This window comes from Vibrio sp. L85 (assembly GCF_963871815.1).
Taxonomy (GTDB): domain Bacteria; phylum Pseudomonadota; class Gammaproteobacteria; order Enterobacterales; family Vibrionaceae; genus Vibrio; species Vibrio harveyi.
This window is the reverse complement of record NZ_CAWMYL010000193.1, coordinates 1-17388: the sequence shown is the minus strand read 5'-3', so window position 1 is coordinate 17388 and position 17388 is coordinate 1. Positions and strand designations below refer to the sequence as shown.

The following is a 17388-nucleotide window of genomic DNA, read 5'->3' as shown; positions in this document are numbered from 1 at the left end:
AAAAACCTCGATGATACTCACCGAGGTTCCAACGCCGACCGGGCACTCCCAATCCACTTGCGCTTAGTATAGTGGACAGCCCCGAAAAAATTCAAGCACTATATTACCACATTGCGTGGTAAATCATTTTCCTCATAAGCGTGGGGGGATGGCGCAATCGTATAGGATAACACTCGTGAAGTTACTCTCGTTAAAACTGAACGGTCAGTACAAAGGGCTTAAAGATCAGTATTTTGATTTCTCTCGATCTCAGGGAAACATAGTCGCATTAATCGGTCTCAACGGTTCTGGTAAGTCACAGCTCTTAGAAGTGATCGCGGAAGCGTTCGCTTTTTTGGAGCGCTGTCAACGTGATGATTTTGTCGTTCGAACGCCTTTGGGCTTTGGGTTTGAGTTGGTTTATGAATTATCTGATGTGGGAGTGGGTCAGCTAAGCAGCTTTAGTACAATGGAAAGCTCTCCTTCGTTCATAGCCCCTAGATGTCAAAATCCCAGATATAAAGTAGCTCTAGATGGTGATTTGAAGCAGCCCAGTATTTTTTGCTGGACAGACGATGAATGGAAAGAAGTATCGATTGGAGCGCTTACTCTGCCTAATGTTGTGGGTTACTCGTCGGGGTTGAATGAAAACTTGCAACGCAGTTTTATGAAAAATACGGTGCAGTATTTTGACGCAATGAGAGTGCGACTGAAGCGAAAAAAAGAGCTAGAAGCTGAACTAGATGACGAACAAATATCTTTAATTAATCATCGGTATTGGAAAAAGTACCCTCACATTTTTTCTCCTGAGGATTCCTTTTTTGAGCCAATTTATTTTTCAGGTGAGTCATCTGGAGTTATTTCTGAAGAAGAACTTAAACAAATCGAAAGTGGTCGATTTTTATTGGGACTTCGTGAGTACCCGACAAAATTAAGTAAAGCGATCTATATCGATTATGACAGTGTTGGCCTTGCATTAGCCTCACTTGCATTATTACCACAAGCCGAAACCGAAAAGTTACTGCAAGAAGTGACTTATAAATACCCTCAAAAACTCGTTTTGCTTTATGACCTTAGAGGTGATGTCGCGGGAGAAGATGAAGTTAGAGATATTCAACTGTTGGCTCGCGTAGCTGGCGAGGCTAATGTTCGTGGTGTGGGTCGTCAAACCAGTGATGAACAATATGAGCTATATGAGTTAGATTTCTTAGCTGGAGAAATAACACTAGATCTTACAAGTCATACTGTTCTTGAAATGCTCAGTGAAGCGAGTTATGGGCAGCCTTTATCTCTATTTCGTCGGCTATTTAAACTTCAACAGTTAGGGGTCAGAAATTGGCAGGGGGTTACCCGGCAAAGTCTGAGAAAAGACTATTTTCTTGAAACAGTAAAGAAACCGCTTAAAACCAAACTTCCACTTGCCGTTAAGCAACTGGTCTTGGCGAATGATGCTGGTAAAACCGTGCATTTTGACGATCTTTCTGATGGTGAAGCTCAGTTAACTCAGATCCTGGCAACCACTAGAATATTCAGTGATGAGAACACACTATTTTTACTCGATGAACCAGAAACACACCTGAACCCATCTTGGAGAACGTACTTTCATAAGTACCTAAGTAAGGCGATGCTATCCGTACAGAATCAGGGGTTAAATGGGCAAGTATTCTTATCTACCCACTCACCTTTCATGGTGTCATCGCTGAAGCGAGAAGATGTAATGTTTTTTGAGAGAACTGATAACGGTTTGATTCAAATGAAACCAGTGGATAGCCAGACATACGGTGCTTCTTTTGAAGTGTTGATCAAAAACCACTTTGGTTTGCGCTCCCTTATCTCTCAAACAGTTGTCGAAGCTGTAAAAGAATATCTACCTAAGGATGAGCGTCCTGAGTCACTAGCCGCTGCCCGTGAGTGGATTGAGGAAAATCTCGGTGACTCGATGGAAAAAGCCTACTTGCTAAGGAAGTTGCAAAGCTAATGTTGTTTCCATTGAATCCCAATACCCCTCAGTGCCGTGTTTTTGAGGTACTAAATAGTGAGCTTTTGCATTTCTTAGAGGCAGCTGTTCAGGCGAACAGCTTCAATCAAGATCTGTTTTCTCAGTACCAACATGGCGGTCAACAAACAATAAGTGTCTGTTGGAGCAATAAGGCTACGAAAGAAAAGTTTGAAGCGCTATGGCTTGCTTTAGAGCCTTTAGAACAACAGACTCGACGTGAATTATTTGAACTTGTTCAAAACTCCCAAGATATCACAGTGTATTTTGATGATTTAGCTGCTCCACTACCAGAGTTAGAGGATAGCTTATTTGAAGTGTTTAAGTCTCTGACATCCCATTTATTCACTCGGACTAAAGATTTATCTGGAGCAAAGCAACAGGCTGATAGTTCGATAGAGCAACACTTTCAAGAGTTTAGGCGTGAAAACAATAATTCCCAATTGTGCTTTTTATGTGGTACCTCACTACTGTCGCAAGATAGAACAAACTTAGATGATGATGAGCAATGGCGAGCCGATTACGACCATGTGCTTTGCAAAGATAAATACCCGATTTACACGGCTCACCCTGGAAACTTCATCCCTACTTGCCATATCTGTAACAGTAAGGAAAAAGGGGCGAAGAACGTACTTGTCGGTTCTCAAGAACAACGCCGAACGGCTTTTTATCCCTTGCCACCATCACAAGAGTCATGCCATCAGTATGCTTGTATAGAGCCTAGTTTTAGAGGGTTAGCTGAACTGCATGGTGGAGATTGGCAGGACCCAATAGCCTCGGCTCCAGTTACGTTTCCCACTGCGCCCGCTGAGATCGCTGTCAAAATCAGTGTTTGGAAAGAGGTTTATCAAGTTCCTAGCCGAGTTGAAGAGCATGTTATAACCCACTTCTGTGAACGGGTAGCCTCGGACTTGATGCCACAGGACTTCAATGATTTTTGCAACCAGTTAAACCGGCATACCCAGCGGTTTCCCTTGGATGTTAAGAAAGCTGAGTGGCGGTTTTGGTGGTATCGAGTTTATGAATTCTTAGCTAATAAAGATCAGGGATACTTGCGTGATGTTTGGTCACTGATTGAATGGAAGCAAACAGTCGCTAATGATGGTGATCTGTTAGCGGAGTTTGGTTTTTAGCAAACTCCCCTTGGAGGGGAAGTTTCACATGTGAAAGTGCAGGTAAAGGTCCCAAAACTTATTGGCTAGCTTAACGGTAAGTCCCATTGCGCTTGAAGGCTACGTATCGTAGTCCCAAATAATAGGGAATTTATCGCCAATTGTCCCATTAGAGGTAACGGCTATTTTCATGGAAAACGAAGCGAAGAGTCCCAAAAAAGATAGTTATCTGGAAAGGAATTGGAAAGGTCCGGTTATTACTATTAGAAAAAGCTATTTTCTTAGGTGCCTTGGATGAATTGAGTCACAGCTGTTTAGACATCCACCCTGAGTTCAGATTTCCTAAAGCTCTAGTCCCAAATAATTTGCACTTTCGATACATTGCGCCCTGGAAGGGCAATTTCCGAGTCGGTGTTCTTTTAGCTAGTGCGGTAACTTGGTGTTGATCCAAAACACAGGAGAAACGCCATGGATTTTACAGAAAAAAATGAAGTTGCCCGTGACTGGCATCGTACGATTCAAACCATGCAAGTAATTCATGAAGATAAGTTGTTTGAGCTTGCGCTCAAGCAGTCCACTGAGTTCGCTACTAGCATTCAAGAAATTGCTCAGGTCGAGGGCTATCGTCTTGAGTGTATTGCCAACATTTACTGTAATCACTTTTGGCGACACAATAAGCAGTATCGCAACCGTAGTGATGTGAAAATGGGTACTTATGGATGCCGCGCTAGAATTAAAGAAAATAAATTTGAAGCTGTATGGTTCAAAAATAAATTTCTCAGCGAAACTGAAATTAAGAATGTAAGTCACCCTGAATATACTGTTAGGTCGCAACATTTTCCAAAGGGGAAAGGATTACGCTATCCCCAGAGAACATTTAAGTATGCGCGAGATTGGGAGCTGCCACTAATTAACATGACGGAAGATGCTTTCGAAATTATTAGAGATCTCCGAAAGCATGCAAATCAGCTTCGTTGTAAGGCTGAGGCATATCAAAATCGGCTCAACAAGCTTCGTCAGCATTTCGATGAAAGTGTAGCGAAGGAATAAATTGCACCGACATAACAAAGAGCAAATAGATCAATTGGTTATTGATTTTTAATAAAGCCTCATCTAGCTTTTGGATGAGGCTTTTCTTTTCTTGAGTCTGGGGTTGCATTTTATAATTCGATGATACGCTGGTAGTAAAAAGGAGGATATGCAAGTGATGAAGTTAAAAGTTCAGTCAGTATCTGCCAGCAAAAGCAAAGTCAGCGTTGCTTGGTTCGTTGGGTTGTCGAGATCTGGGATAGTTGATGTTGGAATTGGGCGTTTTGAGAGCCGTATAGCTATTGCAGAATTAACAGTAGCACGCTATTTGCTCTGGGACCGTCAGGTATTCGGGCATCGCCCAGGTAGCGGTAAAGGTGTCGAACTAGGTTTACCGCACAAGACTCTTCATTCTCTTAGTCTGAACTCTTGCGTTGAGTTGCGGAAAGCCGGTCAGTATTTAAAGACGTGGCTGGACGGTGCTCAACTCAAACCAGATGAAATTGTCAGTGTTGCTGCTTCTACTGAACAGATACCTGTGATCCAGCCATATCGTTCACCTCAGCCCGTATTTGATTCACCAGTTTTGGGACCAGTGGCAATCAGTCGCCATGCCATACAGCGTTATCAGGAGCGCTTTCAACATGGGTATACGAAGTCTCCTTGGTTAAGCCTGCAACGACAGCTTTGTAACCCCGAATTGCGCCAAGCGATACTCTCAGAACGTACACGATTTCAGAAACTGCTGAAGTACGGAGACGATGGCAGCCAAGTCTGGCACCACCCGACGGGAGATCTATATTTCTTGCTAGTGCCACAGGAGACTCACTCGCTGGTCGTGACAGTTTTTTCCCATTTGAGTCACTCTATGGCTAGGGAGGCAGCATGATTCTGAAGATGAACGCCGTTTCTGCTGATGTGTCTTCAAAGCACCCTGGCAGTGCTGGTATTGAACCTCATGCTTTCACCGAAAAAGAGGTGGAGACAACGATGCGTGTTGATTGGCTTTGGCCGCTCAAAGCGATAGTAAAATTGGTTCTTTTTGTGACGCTGTTGTTTGCCTTGCCCAGCCCAATTTCATTTTTGATTATCCTGTTTACCGCAGCTTATTGCGTGAACAAGCTACATCGACGTTATGGCAGGCCCAGAGCCAGCAATAACAAGGCGAAACGGTTCCAAGGGCATGGATCGATATCGATAGGAGCTAGCTCGGCATCTGGCTTATTAAGTTCAGGAGTATACCGAGCTGGATGGGTCAGCGCGGCGAGTGCGGAATTGATGCCAGATATCGCAGATGCCAGTTCTGATTCGAGCTCTTCATTTTGGTGTGGTGATATCAACCCAGCAAGTGGCCTTCCCATGATGGAAAATTCTTGTATTGATGTCGGTGGCAATGTGTTTGGGGATGACAGTATGACTAGCATTGATACCAGTTTTGACTGTGGTGGTATTAGCTGCGACCCATTTGATTCAACGATTTAAGGAGGTTGTATGGATTTGCTTTGGTATTGGTTCGCAGGTCTGCTTTTGACAGTTGGTGCTGTTGGATGTGTCTACTGGTATGCTGCATATCAGGCAAAGCGGGGTGGGGGTAACAAGGATGGATAGTTTTCCCTATTTCCCACGTATCCCAATTTCCCAGTGAATTTAGGATTTACTTGAGGTGTGTGGCTGGTTACTAGCTAATTTTTGAATTAGTGTGCTTTTTTCTTCTTCTGAGAGATTTTCTATAAGGCATAGAAGTTCAGCTGTCTTTGGTGAATCACAGAAAAAGAACGCAATGGGTACGTTTAGTTCTTCTGCCATTTTTCTTAACGTGTTGATATCAGGCGTATGGCGGCCTTTCTCATAATGGTTCATGCGTCCACTCGCCACACTTGGGTCCATACCAATACGAATACCGAGCGTTTTTTGGCTGATGCCTGCTCGCGTTCTTGCCTCTTTAAGGCGTGTTGGTAGGGGGCTTGGGGTTGGCAAATCACATTCATCGACAATCTCTAGATGCTTAGATCTTCTAAGTTTTTTATGATTCTGTATACTTAGGATATCTAAGCTTTGTGGTTGATGGAATAGTCATGGAGAGCAAAAATGCCTAGTAAGTTTGCACTTAAAAGAAAAACGAGAAGTGGTGTACCGTTGAAAGTCCTCAGTGTATGTTTATCGGTAGGTTTATCTGCCCAAGCATATGCTGTGCCTAGTTATGAGCTCACATATGGTGACTGGAAGCAGATGTGCGGTCAGCCTAACCAAGCGTGCAACTTTTTCCTAAAAGGTTTTTTGCAATCAGCCTCTTTTTGGACTCAGTGGGTTGAAGATGCGGCGTTACTTCGCCCTGATCTTAAAAGAGCAAATGATGTCGTGCGTTGGGTCAGTATGCCTCAAGATAATGGTCAGCTTTGCTTACCAAGAAACATTCAGTTTGAATCAGTAAGATCTCATGTCGATCGATCCCTTGAGCTGCTGTATCGAGAACAGCCTGATTTTACTCCAGGGCCCAGTACATTGCTTACAGGGCCTGGTTTAAGGGTAAATCTGTATGATGCATTTAAGAATGCGTACCCTTGTCGATCACAGTAAGTGGCATATACGATCTGCAACCTTCTGGTGTGCTTCTCGTCGCTCCTCCAGAAAATCGTGGCGGTTGTAGATGCCTTCAACCCCTTTGAGTTTGTGATTTAGACACCTTTCAGCCACTTGACCATCAATGCCCTCGGCTGAAGCCAGTGTTCTGAAGGTACGACGCAGGTCATGGACAACAAAGTAATCAACCCCTTCCATTTTATTTTTGGTTGGCCTCTCTTTGTCACGACCAAACAGATATTTAATAGCGGTGGTTATTGTATCTGAGCCCATGTATGGATTTTTGCTCCTCCTTCTACTCGGAAATACATAATCGGAATCAAGAGCTCTGATTTTGAGTTCTTGCAGCCATTCCACAGCTTGGCGAGGAAGTGGGATAGTTAATGGTATGCCATTTTTGGTTCTCTCTTTGGGGAGCTCCCAGATCCCATTATCTAAATCAAACTCATCCCAAGGCGCTTGGCAGAGCTCGCTATTTCTGACGCCTAGCACTAGATATAAGCAGCAAGCTAGATAGTTTTCTCGTGTAAAGCTTACATTGTTCTCTCTGAACACTCGAAACACAGTTGCTATCTCGTCTTCGGTCAAAACACGCTCTCGACTTTTTTCAACACCTCCTGCGTCGTTGACACGAAAAGCTGCTGCCGGGTTGAACTGTGTGAGGTCGAGTTTGTTTGCATGTCGAAAAAGCTGTTTCATGTACATCAAGGTGTCATTTGCGATGCTTTTGCGGCCACTATCTACGACGCGCTTGATTACTTCTCTTACATCAAGAGCAGTGACTTGATCGATTCTTATTTTGCCCATCACTGGGTGGATTTCTTTGGTGTAGATACGCTTGGGGATGTTGGCGTGTTGCAGTCTTACTTGAAGATCGTTTTTATACCAATCATCGAACAGTTGCTCGACGGTTTCTATACCTGACCATTGACGGCGTTGACGTTCGGCCAGTGGATTTATGCCTTGTTTAATGAGCTTTCGCTGCTGGAAGGCGGCATCGCGTGCGTCAGCAAGGGATAGTTCTGGGTAGGACCCAAGTGTCATTTCTGGACGACTGCCTTTGATTGAAAATCGCAAGATCCAAAACGGTTCTCCAGATGCGGGTACAACGAAGTACAGGCCATTACCGTCTGCGGTTTTGCGTGGTTCATCTTTGGCTAAAGCGGCGACTTTACGTGCATTGAGCTTGCCCATAGTGTTCTCCTTGTCATGGAAAGTTACTCACCATTTAAGGGCATACTAGATCAATCCTACTCACCACTAAACTCACCAGTTGGTTGAAAACAGAGGCAAAGACCTGAAATCTTCTGAAAACAAAAAAGCCCCTATTTACAGGGGCTTGGTAAGCTTAAGTAAGCTCAAAGAGACTCAAAATACCTTATTCAATATTTTGGATCTGTTCGCGCATTTGCTCAATCAGAACTTTCAGTTCAACACCTGATGCGGTGATGTCTGTGCTGATAGATTTTGACGCTAGTGTGTTCGATTCACGGTTGAACTCTTGCATCATGAAGTCTAGACGACGACCGACTGCGCCACCTTTTTTCAAGATGTTTGTGGTCTCTTTCACGTGAGAGTCAAGACGGTCTAGCTCTTCTGCTACGTCTGATTTTTGTGCCAGAAGGATAAGTTCTTGTTCAACGCGAGATGGGTCTAGCTCTACTTTTGCATCTTCAAACTTCGAGAATAGACGCTCACGTTGCCACTCAAGAATTTCTGGCATGCGTGCGCGAACTTTTACAACTTCTGCAGTGATCGCTTCTAGGCGTTGCTCGATAAGCGCTTTCATATTGTCGCCTTCACGACCACGCGCGTCGATGAACTCGTTGATTGCTTCGTCAAAAGCAGCAAGCAGTTCTTTGTTTACCTCATCCATGTTTTGCTCTGGTGTTTCCATCACACCTGGCCATTGCATTACTTGGAATGGGTTAATGCGGCTTAGCTCACCAGTCATGTGCATCACTTGCTCAGCGGCTTTGATCACTTGGTTTGCCAGTGCTTCATTGATGCTTAGTTCAGCTTTTGCTGCTGGGTTAGCTTCAAAACGCAGGCTACATTCTACTTTGCCGCGTGCTAGGCGCTTACGAAAACGCTCGCGCAGTACTGGCTCAAGAGCACGGAACTGCTCTGGCATACGGAAATAAGTTTCTAGGTAGCGTTGGTTTACACTGCGGATTTCCCACACTGCGCTACCCCAATCGCCTTTCACTTCTTTACGCGCGTACGCTGTCATACTGTAAATCATTGAATTTTCCTGTCTTCTAATTTGCTGAAAATTACCCCGCAATAGTAGCACAGCCAAATGGCAGTGGCTTTGCTATTCTGAGTCGAGATTGTCCAGATAGCTTTATTTAATCGATTCCGTTATAATCTGCGCCCAACCAAATCGTCTTCTCCTCATTACTTAAGGTAGATGCCCATGCGTCCAAACGATCGCAAGGCGGACCAAGTTCGCCCAATCAAAATTACTCGTAACTACACAGCTTACGCTGAAGGCTCAGTGTTAGTTGAATTTGGTAACACCAAAGTGTTGTGTAATGCGACCGTTGAAGAATCTGTGCCTCGTTGGCTAAAAGGTCAAGGTAAAGGCTGGGTAACGGCTGAATACGGCATGCTACCTCGTGCAACTCACTCGCGTACTCGTCGTGAAGCGGCAAACGGTAAGCAAGGTGGTCGTACGATGGAAATCCAACGCTTGATCGCACGTAGCCTACGCGCAGTGGTTGATCTACAAGCGATGGGTGAGTTCATGATCACGGTTGACTGTGATGTTATCCAAGCAGACGGCGGTACTCGCACTGCATCTATCAGCGGCGCAAGCGTTGCAATGGCAGACGCGTTCCAACACCTAGTGGATAGCGGCAAGCTAAAAGCAAACCCAATGAAAGGTCACGTAGCGGCAGTTTCAGTTGGTTTGCTAGGCGATGATGTTCTGTGTGACCTTGAGTACGTTGAAGATTCAGCGGCAGACACAGACATGAACGTTGTGATGACAGAAGAAGGCAAGATGATTGAAATTCAGGGCACCGCAGAAGGTGAACCGTTTAGTCATGAGCAACTGATGGCTCTGTTAGAGTCGGCGAAAGTCGGCATTACGGAAATTGTCGCAGCGCAGAAGGCGGCGTTAGCCAATTGATTTTAATAGCTCCCATTATGGGGGCTATTTTTTTATCTCCGTCGTATATGAATCTACAGCGTTGTTCGCTTCATTTTTCTACCCTAATTACATAGAAAACTATGCTCATAGGGATAGAAAAACTTGCTGCCTAGCTGTAAATCCATCTACTTAGGAGATAACGCATTAGTGTTAATTAACTGCTTGGGAATATGGATACCAAGCCTGCATTTAGAGAGAAAATAATGAAAGCATACCAGCGTGAATTTATTGAGTTTGCACTTGAGAAAGAAGTTCTTAAGTTTGGTGAGTTTACTTTGAAATCTGGCCGTAAAAGCCCGTACTTCTTTAACGCTGGTCTTTTCAATACTGGTCGTGACCTAGCGCGTCTTGGTCGTTTTTATGCCGCAGCGCTTGCAGATTCAGGCATTGAGTTTGATGTGCTGTTTGGTCCAGCGTACAAAGGTATTCCAATCGCGACGACAACAGCAGTAGCGCTAGCGGATCACCACGATATCGACACGCCTTACTGCTTCAACCGTAAAGAAGCGAAAGACCACGGCGAAGGCGGTAACCTTGTAGGCTCGGCGCTTGAAGGTCGTATTATGCTAGTGGATGACGTAATCACAGCAGGTACTGCGATTCGTGAATCGATGGAAATCATTCAAGCAAATGGCGCAGACCTTGCTGGTGTGTTGGTTGCGATTGACCGCCAAGAAAAAGGCAAAGGTGAGCTGTCTGCGATTCAAGAAGTAGAGCGTGACTTTGGTTGTGCAATCATCTCAATCGTTAGCCTGACTGACCTTGTGACTTTCCTTGAAGAGAAAGGTACAGACAAAGAGCACCTAGAAGCAGTCAAAGCGTACCGCGCAGAATACGGCATTTAATTCTGAATTTGGAAAGCGAGATTTCCTATCGCGTTTGCTCCTCACTGTAGGAAATGACGTTAATGAGATTGTTCATCGTCATTTTCAAGAGGAAGAACGATGAATTGGGAGTCTGGTTTTACAGAAATAAAAAGGGGCTGGTGGTTATCCATCAGCCCCTTTTTAATCTGTCGACGTCGCCTATTTGTAGCGAATGCCCTTCGGCGTGCTTTCGTCAGGCATTGTTTTATAGCGTTTATGTAGCCACATCCATTGCTCTGGTGCGCGCAGAATCACTTCTTCTACAAAGGTGTTCATATAAGCTGCTGCTGCGACTTCATCCTTTTTCGGATAGTCGGCTTCAATGCACTTATCAGCAATGATTTCATACTTGCCATCTTTATTGCGGAAACCAGAACCCGGAATAATCGAGCACTTAGATGTGTAAGCCAAAATACTAGTGCCAGTTGTGGTGCATGCATCTTCGACCGCAAAGAACGGCACAAATACAGATTTGTTGCGACCGTAATCGTGGTCCGGCAGGTAGAACAAGCGCTCACCGCTGCGTAGAACGCGAATCATCTGTTTAACGTCTTTACGGTCAATCAGTTTGTTGCCGTTATGTGTTCGCCCCCAATACTGGATGAAGTTGTACGCAGGGTTGTCATGTGGACGGAACGCACCGTACCCAGCCACGCCAAGAACCGCAAAAGCGCGCGCCGTGATCTCAAGGTTAAGAGCATGAACACAGCACAGTAGGACACCTTTGCCTTCTGCGGCTTTCTCACGAAGTGCGACTAGGTCTTTCTCAATGATCAGCGTTTTGAAACGCCACGTTGGCCAAAACCAAGTGATGCCCGTTTCAATTAACGCCATACCGGTGTTTTTGAAGTTCTCTTCAACAATATGTTGAATCTCTTCTGCTGGCTTATCTGGAAATGCCAACTCTAGGTTACGCGTTGCAACATGCACACGCTTTTTACCATAGCGCATGCCGATGTGACCGAGCGTACGACCTAACGATAGTAGCATGCGGTATGGAAGAATATTAACTACGATAGCCAAAAAGCCAAAGCCGAGCCAAACGCCCCAGTTGCGAGGGTGGAGAAGGGAAAGAGAAAACTCCGGCTTAGTGAATTTGTCTTTACTCATAATCTCTACTTAATTTGTGCGCTAAGAAGTGCCCAGTACTCGTCAAAGTTTGCCGTTGGTTGGTATTTGAAGTCACTGCGAACAAAGCGGTTCAAGCTACCTTCAACTTGCCCTAGGATCTGAGCGGCTAAAATGCGCTCTTCAACGGGGAAAGATTTACCTTCACGGATCTTACGTTCACGCAGGATTTGACGAAGTTGCGTTTCGATGCGCTCAAACAACTGGTTGATGCGATCGCGTAGGCGCTCATTTTCAAACATTAGAGCATGACCAGAAAGAATGCGTGTCAAACCTGGGTTACGTTCTGAGAATGCCAAGATAAGATGCATAACCAAGCGAATGCGTTCTAGCGTGTCTTTCTCATCATCCAAAATACGGTTGATACGTGTCATGAGTGCTTCTTCAATGAACTCAATCAAGCCTTCAAACATGCGAGCTTTACTTGGGAAGTGACGGTAAAGTGCCGCTTCTGAAACACCGACTTGCTTAGCCAATTTTGCCGTAGTAATGCGTGAAGCGCCTTCTGTAGATTCAAGCATCTGTGCGAGAGCTTGCAAGATTTCTTCACGACGATTGGATTTTTTACTGCCGGCCATTAGTTACTTCCTTTCAAAATACAAAGTTGAGCGGAGGGGATTATAAGACGCTATTTGGCATCAAACTAGACTAGCGAGGGTGTAATGGGAGCTTTAACACCCTCAGTTGTCATGTTTGTACCAAATTTGTGCCAGTTTTCGATGAAAACGAAAGGGTTATTACATTAAATCATGCATCTTTTCTAAGATTTTGAAGCTCAATGCTTCTTTTGATTCCAATGCTAACGCCAGTTCGCCTTGCGACCAGAACAGGGTGATGGCGTTGTCGTTACTGTTAAAGCCTTGACCTTCAACTGATACATCGTTCGCACAAATCATGTCGAGGTTCTTCTTCACCAGTTTGCCACGAGCGTAAGTAGCGACATCGTTGGTTTCGGCTGCGAAGCCAACCGTGAATGGACGTTGCTCAGTCATATTGGCAACGGTCGCTACGATATCAGGGTTTTTCACCATATTGATGGTCATCTGGTCGTTGTTTTCAGTCTTTTTTAACTTTTGAGACGCTACATTTTCTGGGCGGTAATCCGCCACTGCCGCACAGCTAATGAAAGCATCGTGGTTAGGCGCGTGAGTTGTCACAGCAGCATGCATCTCTTGAGCACTAGCAACGTTGATACGCTCAACACCTGCTGGCGTATTCAAGCTGACAGGTCCGCTGATAAGCGTTACTTTGGCTCCCAACTGTGCTGCGGCATTCGCTAATGCAAAGCCCATTTTTCCTGAGCTGTGGTTAGAGATGTATCGCACTGGGTCAATCGCTTCGCGAGTCGGACCCGCGGTGATCAATACTGATTTTCCTGCTAACAGTTTTGGTTGGAAGAACTGTTCACACAAACCGACAAGTTGCATTGGCTCTAGCATACGACCAGGACCAATGTCACCACATGCTTGTTCACCCGCCGCAGGTCCCCAGATATGCATACCACGGCGTGCCAGTGTTGCGATATTTTCTTGGGTTGCGACGTTACGGTACATCTGCTGATTCATTGCTGGTGAAACAGCGATAGGAGAATCTGTCGCAAGTACTAACGTAGTGAGCAAATCATTGCCCATGCCTGCCGACATACGTGCAATCAAATCTGCAGTTGCAGGTGCAAGAAGAACCAAATCTGCCCATTTTGCCAGTTCAATGTGACCCATTGATGCTTCTGCCGCAGGGTCTAACAAGCTGTCCGACACCGGACGCCCAGAGACTGCCTGCATGGTTAAGGGAGTAATGAACTCCTTCGCCGCTTTGGTCATCACTACTTGAACTTGTGCGCCTCTTTCTATTAGGCGACGGGTTAGCTCCGCACATTTATACGCGGCAATACCGCCACTGATGCCGAGTAGAATTTTCTTTCCTGCTAGTGTTTGCATGTGAGATCTCCAATTTTTCTGGCGACGAGTTTAGCACAACTGAATCTCTCACCGCCCACGCAAATCTGATCAGAAGCTAATCCATATCAAACTACCGAATATTAATTGCTGAGCCTTATATAAAACTTTTGCTTACTTCACAGACAATCTCTGTTTGCTCTGCAAGATAGAAAGGGAAAAATAACAATAATGAGGTAGTGGAATAAGATGGTGTTGAAAAGTCGAAGTAAATTGCTGCTGGTGACTCTGATCCCTTTGTTGTTGATCACCACATTGATCTCGGTGGTGTATTACATCAATGGTAGTAATAGCTTAGAAGCGGAATTAGCTCGAGATAGACAAGAGCTGATTGATACACGTAAAAAAGAGCTGCAAGCCTACATGATGATGGGTGTTACAGCGATAAAGCCGCTTTACGATACGGACGTAAACGGCAATAACAAAGAAGCGGCAAAAGAAATTCTCAAAGCGATGCGTTTTGAAAGCGACGGTTATTTCTTTGCTTATGATTCGAAAGGGGTCAACACGTTGCATGCGATTAAGCCGTCCCTAGAAGGTAAAAACCTTATCGGCTTGAAAGATGAAAATGGCGTAGCAGTGATTGGCGGACTGATTGATGCATCTAAGAACGGAGATGGTTTCCTTTATTTCTCTTGGCATAAACCAACTATTGATGCGCAAGCTCCAAAATTAGGTTATGCCGAGTACTTGTCTAAGTGGGACTGGGTGCTTGGTACGGGCATCTATATTGATGATATTGATCAGCAAGTGGCGATGCAGCGTGAACTGCGTACACAAGAGTTGAATGAACATACGATCTCAGCGGTAACAATCTCGGTTATCGGGCTCATTATTACTAGCGTACTTACCAGCATCATCGTCTCCAAAGGTATTCTTCCGTTGCAACACATTGCCGCTTCTTTACAAGACGTGGCTGCCGGTGGCGGCGACTTGACGGCTCGTCTGAAAATTGAAAGTAAAGATGAAGTCGGTGAGGTGGCATCGGCATTTAATGAGTTTATGGATAAGCTTCATCCGCTAATGCAGGACATTCAGCGCTCTGCCAATACAGTACAAAGCGTCTCTGGACAATTGGATCAGCAAACGTCTCAAGCTAGTGCTCAAATGCAAAACCACTGCCTCGAAACTGATAAGGTGGTAACAGCAGTAACACAAATGAGCATGACGGCAAAAGAGGTCGCAAGTAATACCAATGCTACTGCTCAGGCGATTGACGATGCGAACGAACAAGTGACCGAGGCGCAGCGTGAAGTCGATCAAGCGATTGATGGCATTAGCAAGCTGGTCGATGAAGTGAACAGCACTTCTGATGCGATTGCAGAACTGAGCCAACAAACTGAGCAGATTACTAAGGTGCTCGATGTTATTGGTGAAATTGCCGAGCAGACCAACTTACTCGCATTGAATGCTGCGATTGAAGCTGCACGTGCTGGCGAGCAAGGTCGAGGTTTTGCTGTGGTGGCTGATGAGGTTCGCTCGTTAGCCAGTCGAACGCAAAACAGCACCCATGAAATTGGCGATATGCTCAAGCAACTACAAACTGGTGTTTCGAGAGCGGTGACCACTATGTCGGCTAGCCAAGAGCGCGGCGCGAAGACCGTTGAAGAGTCGTCAATGATTCAGCAATCGCTGTCCGGCGTGCACCATTCTATCGGAACAATTCGAGATATGGGCATTCAAACCGCTTCTGCGGCTGAAGAGCAAAGTGCTGTTGCTGAAGACATCAACCAGAATCTAGTGGCGATTCAGCAAATCGTGAATCGTATTAATGACACACTTCAGCATGCGGAAGGCATCAGTACTCAGTTGTCACAGTCAGGATCTGAAATTCACGATCTGGTTGGAAATTTCAAGCTTTGATGGATCGCTTGATTACATAGAAAAGCAGTGACTAACGAAAAAAGCGAAAGTCAGGTTCGACTTTCGCTTTTTATTTTGTGCAATAGGCGCTCACTCATCAATCGAGCCGACTAATGACACTGAAAACCTTGCCTAACGAGTCCATGCCAAGAGAAAAATTGCTGCAACGCGGTCCGCAAGCGCTATCGGATGCGGAGTTACTTGCAATTTTCCTACGTACAGGCACGCAAGGCATGAACGTAATAGAGCTTTCTGACTTTCTTATTCAAGACTTTGGATCACTGCGCCAGTTGTTTTCGGCTTCAGAGAAAGAGTTTTGCCAGCATAAAGGGTTAGGGCAAGCCAAGTATGTGCAGTTGCAAGCTGTTTTGGAAATGACACAACGCTATTTAGCCGAGACATTAAAGCGTGGTGATGCGTTAACCAGTCCAGAACAAACCAAACTTTACCTTTCCTCTATATTAAGAGACCGTCAAAGAGAGGCTTTTTACATTCTTTTCTTAGATAACCAGCATCGAGTGATAAAAGATGAGATTTTATTTGAAGGCACACTCGATGCAGCGTCAGTATATCCAAGAGAAGTGGTTAAACGCGCCTTGCACCATAATGCCGCTGCGTTAATTCTGGCACACAACCATCCATCTGGTGTAGCGGAGCCGAGCCAAGCAGACAGAAGGATTACGCGGCGTTTAGTTGATGCATTAGCACTGGTGGATATTCGGATTTTGGACCATTTCGTTATCGGAGATGGGGAAAGCGTCTCTTTTGCCGAAAGAGGTTGGATATAACTGTGCGTTTTTTAGGTTGTTAGTTGCTAAAAATCTGCTATCATCCTCGCCACTAAATTTTTAACTGAATTCAGCTTGGACTGCTAGAAAAAACCTGCTGTCTAAAAAAAGATCACGAAAACCTGTAAAAAGGATCTGTTCGGGTCTTGAGCAATGCATATCAAGTTAGTATAATGCGCGACCTTTGATAGCCTTGTATGGATTTTCCATAGCGGTTCTTAACCTCTAACTTCTTTCCAAGAAATAGAGAGGTTCGGCCACCAAGGTTGATATCGAGCTGAAACGATTTTGGAGAAGACATTCATGTCACGAGTATGCCAAGTAACTGGTAAGCGTCCAGTAACGGGTAACAACCGTTCACACGCACGAAATGCTACTAAGCGTCGTTTTCTGCCGAACCTACAAACTCATCGTTTCTGGGTAGAGAGCGAAAAACGTTTTGTTAAACTACGCCTATCTGCAAAAGGTATGCGTATCATCGACAAGAAGGGTATTGATACTGTTCTTGCTGATATGCGTGCACGTGGCGAAAACGTTTAAGAGGAAATAGGCAATGGCAAAGAAAGGCGTTCGTGAGAAAATCCGTCTAGTATCTTCAGCAGGTACAGGCCACTTCTACACAACTGATAAGAACAAGCGTAACATGCCAGGCAAATTTGAGATCAAGAAATTTGATCCAGTTGTACGCCAGCACGTTATGTACAAAGAAGCGAAAATCAAATAATTGATTTTGTCTCTTTGACGATTTAAAAAACCCAGCTCTCGAGCTGGGTTTTTTATTATTTGCTGTAGTTATAGGAGTAAAGTAAGTATGCATTTAGGGTTACAAGCCTTGAAGTTTGTTGCATTAATTATCTTAGCTGTGATGTTTAGTGCCGCACTGGGTTGGCTTTGTTGCTTAATTAAGTGAAAAGACATGGCTGTCCCATGTTGAT

The 17388-nt window shown here is 44.9% G+C and carries 18 protein-coding genes; 12 read left to right on the top strand and 6 right to left on the bottom strand.

Features of this window, described 5'->3' with window-relative positions; all coding sequences use genetic code 11:
- The first annotated feature begins 175 nt into the window (after positions 1-175).
- From AACR11_RS20120 to AACR11_RS20100, 5 genes are all read left to right on the top strand, one after another.
- Positions 176-1957: an AAA family ATPase gene (locus AACR11_RS20120; protein WP_072605383.1), complete on the top strand. Its 1782-nt coding sequence runs from the start codon at positions 176-178 to the stop codon at positions 1955-1957.
- Positions 1957-3108 (top strand): hypothetical protein, encoded by a 1152-nt coding sequence (locus AACR11_RS20115; RefSeq protein ID WP_079325076.1) that lies wholly within the window; start codon positions 1957-1959, stop codon positions 3106-3108. Before AACR11_RS20120 ends, AACR11_RS20115 begins: the two co-directional genes overlap by 1 nt.
- Positions 3109-3555: 447 nt before the next feature.
- Complete coding sequence (mobI, locus tag AACR11_RS20110) at positions 3556-4137, top strand: conjugative transfer protein MobI(A/C) (RefSeq protein ID WP_079325073.1); 582 nt, start codon at positions 3556-3558, stop codon at positions 4135-4137.
- 148 nt (positions 4138-4285) lie between these two features.
- Positions 4286-5005, top strand: a complete 720-nt coding sequence (locus AACR11_RS20105; protein WP_276393351.1) for a hypothetical protein — start codon at positions 4286-4288, stop codon at positions 5003-5005.
- On the top strand, positions 5002-5598 hold the full coding sequence (locus AACR11_RS20100) for a hypothetical protein (RefSeq protein WP_223295764.1): 597 nt from the start codon (positions 5002-5004) through the stop codon (positions 5596-5598). Before AACR11_RS20105 ends, AACR11_RS20100 begins: the two co-directional genes overlap by 4 nt.
- A 165-nt stretch (positions 5599-5763) precedes the next feature.
- Here the strand turns inward: AACR11_RS20100 and AACR11_RS20095 are convergent, their stop codons facing one another.
- Positions 5764-6093 (bottom strand): helix-turn-helix domain-containing protein, encoded by a 330-nt coding sequence (locus tag AACR11_RS20095; protein ID WP_001143087.1) that lies wholly within the window; start codon positions 6091-6093, stop codon positions 5764-5766.
- Positions 6094-6204: 111 nt separating this feature from the next.
- Between AACR11_RS20095 and AACR11_RS20090 the strand changes: the two genes are divergently transcribed.
- Positions 6205-6693: a hypothetical protein gene (locus AACR11_RS20090; protein ID WP_079325070.1), complete on the top strand. Its 489-nt coding sequence runs from the start codon at positions 6205-6207 to the stop codon at positions 6691-6693.
- Here the strand turns inward: AACR11_RS20090 and AACR11_RS20085 are convergent.
- A complete protein-coding gene (locus AACR11_RS20085) occupies positions 6685-7890 on the bottom strand; it encodes a tyrosine-type recombinase/integrase (RefSeq protein ID WP_079325068.1) in 1206 nt (401 codons plus the stop codon). The two genes, AACR11_RS20090 and AACR11_RS20085, sit on opposite strands and share 9 nt — an antisense overlap.
- A gap of 184 nt (positions 7891-8074) precedes the next feature.
- Complete coding sequence (locus AACR11_RS20080; RefSeq protein WP_009698958.1) at positions 8075-8941, bottom strand: YicC/YloC family endoribonuclease; 867 nt, start codon at positions 8939-8941, stop codon at positions 8075-8077.
- Between the two features lie 174 nt (positions 8942-9115).
- Here AACR11_RS20080 and rph point away from each other — a divergent pair, with 174 nt between their 5' ends.
- Together rph and pyrE are read left to right on the top strand one after the other, a co-directional pair.
- A complete protein-coding gene (gene rph / locus AACR11_RS20075; protein WP_005430192.1) occupies positions 9116-9832 on the top strand; it encodes a ribonuclease PH in 717 nt (238 codons plus the stop codon).
- A 224-nt stretch (positions 9833-10056) separates the two neighbouring features.
- A complete protein-coding gene (gene pyrE / locus AACR11_RS20070; RefSeq protein ID WP_005379384.1) occupies positions 10057-10698 on the top strand; it encodes an orotate phosphoribosyltransferase in 642 nt (213 codons plus the stop codon).
- 180 nt (positions 10699-10878) lie between these two features.
- Here the strand turns inward: pyrE and AACR11_RS20065 are convergent, their stop codons facing one another.
- The 3 genes from AACR11_RS20065 to coaBC all read right to left on the bottom strand — a co-directional run bounded on the left by AACR11_RS20065 (position 10879) and on the right by coaBC (position 13784).
- Positions 10879-11829, bottom strand: coding sequence for a Kdo(2)-lipid IV(A) acyltransferase (locus tag AACR11_RS20065; RefSeq protein WP_009701742.1), 951 nt, complete (start codon positions 11827-11829; stop codon positions 10879-10881).
- A 5-nt stretch (positions 11830-11834) separates the two neighbouring features.
- Positions 11835-12425, bottom strand: coding sequence for a nucleoid occlusion factor SlmA (gene slmA / locus AACR11_RS20060; RefSeq protein WP_005449362.1), 591 nt, complete (start codon positions 12423-12425; stop codon positions 11835-11837).
- 159 nt (positions 12426-12584) lie between these two features.
- Entirely contained in the window at positions 12585-13784 is a 1200-nt protein-coding gene (gene coaBC, locus AACR11_RS20055; protein ID WP_009701743.1) for a bifunctional phosphopantothenoylcysteine decarboxylase/phosphopantothenate--cysteine ligase CoaBC, read from the bottom strand.
- A 207-nt stretch (positions 13785-13991) separates the two neighbouring features.
- Between coaBC and AACR11_RS20050 the strand changes: the two genes are divergently transcribed.
- The 4 genes from AACR11_RS20050 to rpmG all read left to right on the top strand — a co-directional run bounded on the left by AACR11_RS20050 (position 13992) and on the right by rpmG (position 17177).
- The gene (locus tag AACR11_RS20050) at positions 13992-15665 is read left to right on the top strand and encodes a methyl-accepting chemotaxis protein (protein WP_029788917.1); all 1674 of its coding nucleotides are present in this window, start codon (positions 13992-13994) and stop codon (positions 15663-15665) included.
- Positions 15666-15778: 113 nt separating this feature from the next.
- Entirely contained in the window at positions 15779-16453 is a 675-nt protein-coding gene (radC, locus tag AACR11_RS20045) for a RadC family protein (protein WP_005449356.1), read from the top strand.
- Positions 16454-16756: 303 nt separating this feature from the next.
- Positions 16757-16993 carry a 50S ribosomal protein L28 gene (rpmB, locus tag AACR11_RS20040; protein ID WP_005384783.1) on the top strand — a complete coding sequence of 79 codons (237 nt, stop codon included), beginning with the start codon at positions 16757-16759 and terminating at the stop codon, positions 16991-16993.
- 13 nt (positions 16994-17006) lie between these two features.
- On the top strand, positions 17007-17177 hold the full coding sequence (gene rpmG / locus AACR11_RS20035; protein ID WP_004410866.1) for a 50S ribosomal protein L33: 171 nt from the start codon (positions 17007-17009) through the stop codon (positions 17175-17177).
- The last annotated feature ends 211 nt before the right edge of the window (positions 17178-17388 follow it).

Coding starts and splice junctions, on each gene's coding strand:
- AACR11_RS20115 (WP_079325076.1), top strand. CDS start 1,957: ATGTTGTTTCCATTGAATCCCAATACCCCTCAGTGCCGTGTTTTTGAG.
- mobI (WP_079325073.1), top strand. CDS start 3,556: ATGGATTTTACAGAAAAAAATGAAGTTGCCCGTGACTGGCATCGTACG.
- AACR11_RS20105 (WP_276393351.1), top strand. CDS start 4,286: ATGCAAGTGATGAAGTTAAAAGTTCAGTCAGTATCTGCCAGCAAAAGC.
- AACR11_RS20100 (WP_223295764.1), top strand. CDS start 5,002: ATGATTCTGAAGATGAACGCCGTTTCTGCTGATGTGTCTTCAAAGCAC.
- AACR11_RS20090 (WP_079325070.1), top strand. CDS start 6,205: ATGCCTAGTAAGTTTGCACTTAAAAGAAAAACGAGAAGTGGTGTACCG.
- AACR11_RS20085 (WP_079325068.1), bottom strand. CDS start 7,890: ATGGGCAAGCTCAATGCACGTAAAGTCGCCGCTTTAGCCAAAGATGAA.
- AACR11_RS20080 (WP_009698958.1), bottom strand. CDS start 8,941: ATGATTTACAGTATGACAGCGTACGCGCGTAAAGAAGTGAAAGGCGAT.
- rph (WP_005430192.1), top strand. CDS start 9,116: ATGCGTCCAAACGATCGCAAGGCGGACCAAGTTCGCCCAATCAAAATT.
- pyrE (WP_005379384.1), top strand. CDS start 10,057: ATGAAAGCATACCAGCGTGAATTTATTGAGTTTGCACTTGAGAAAGAA.
- AACR11_RS20065 (WP_009701742.1), bottom strand. CDS start 11,829: ATGAGTAAAGACAAATTCACTAAGCCGGAGTTTTCTCTTTCCCTTCTC.
- slmA (WP_005449362.1), bottom strand. CDS start 12,425: ATGGCCGGCAGTAAAAAATCCAATCGTCGTGAAGAAATCTTGCAAGCT.
- coaBC (WP_009701743.1), bottom strand. CDS start 13,784: ATGCAAACACTAGCAGGAAAGAAAATTCTACTCGGCATCAGTGGCGGT.
- AACR11_RS20050 (WP_029788917.1), top strand. CDS start 13,992: ATGGTGTTGAAAAGTCGAAGTAAATTGCTGCTGGTGACTCTGATCCCT.
- radC (WP_005449356.1), top strand. CDS start 15,779: ATGACACTGAAAACCTTGCCTAACGAGTCCATGCCAAGAGAAAAATTG.
- rpmB (WP_005384783.1), top strand. CDS start 16,757: ATGTCACGAGTATGCCAAGTAACTGGTAAGCGTCCAGTAACGGGTAAC.
- rpmG (WP_004410866.1), top strand. CDS start 17,007: ATGGCAAAGAAAGGCGTTCGTGAGAAAATCCGTCTAGTATCTTCAGCA.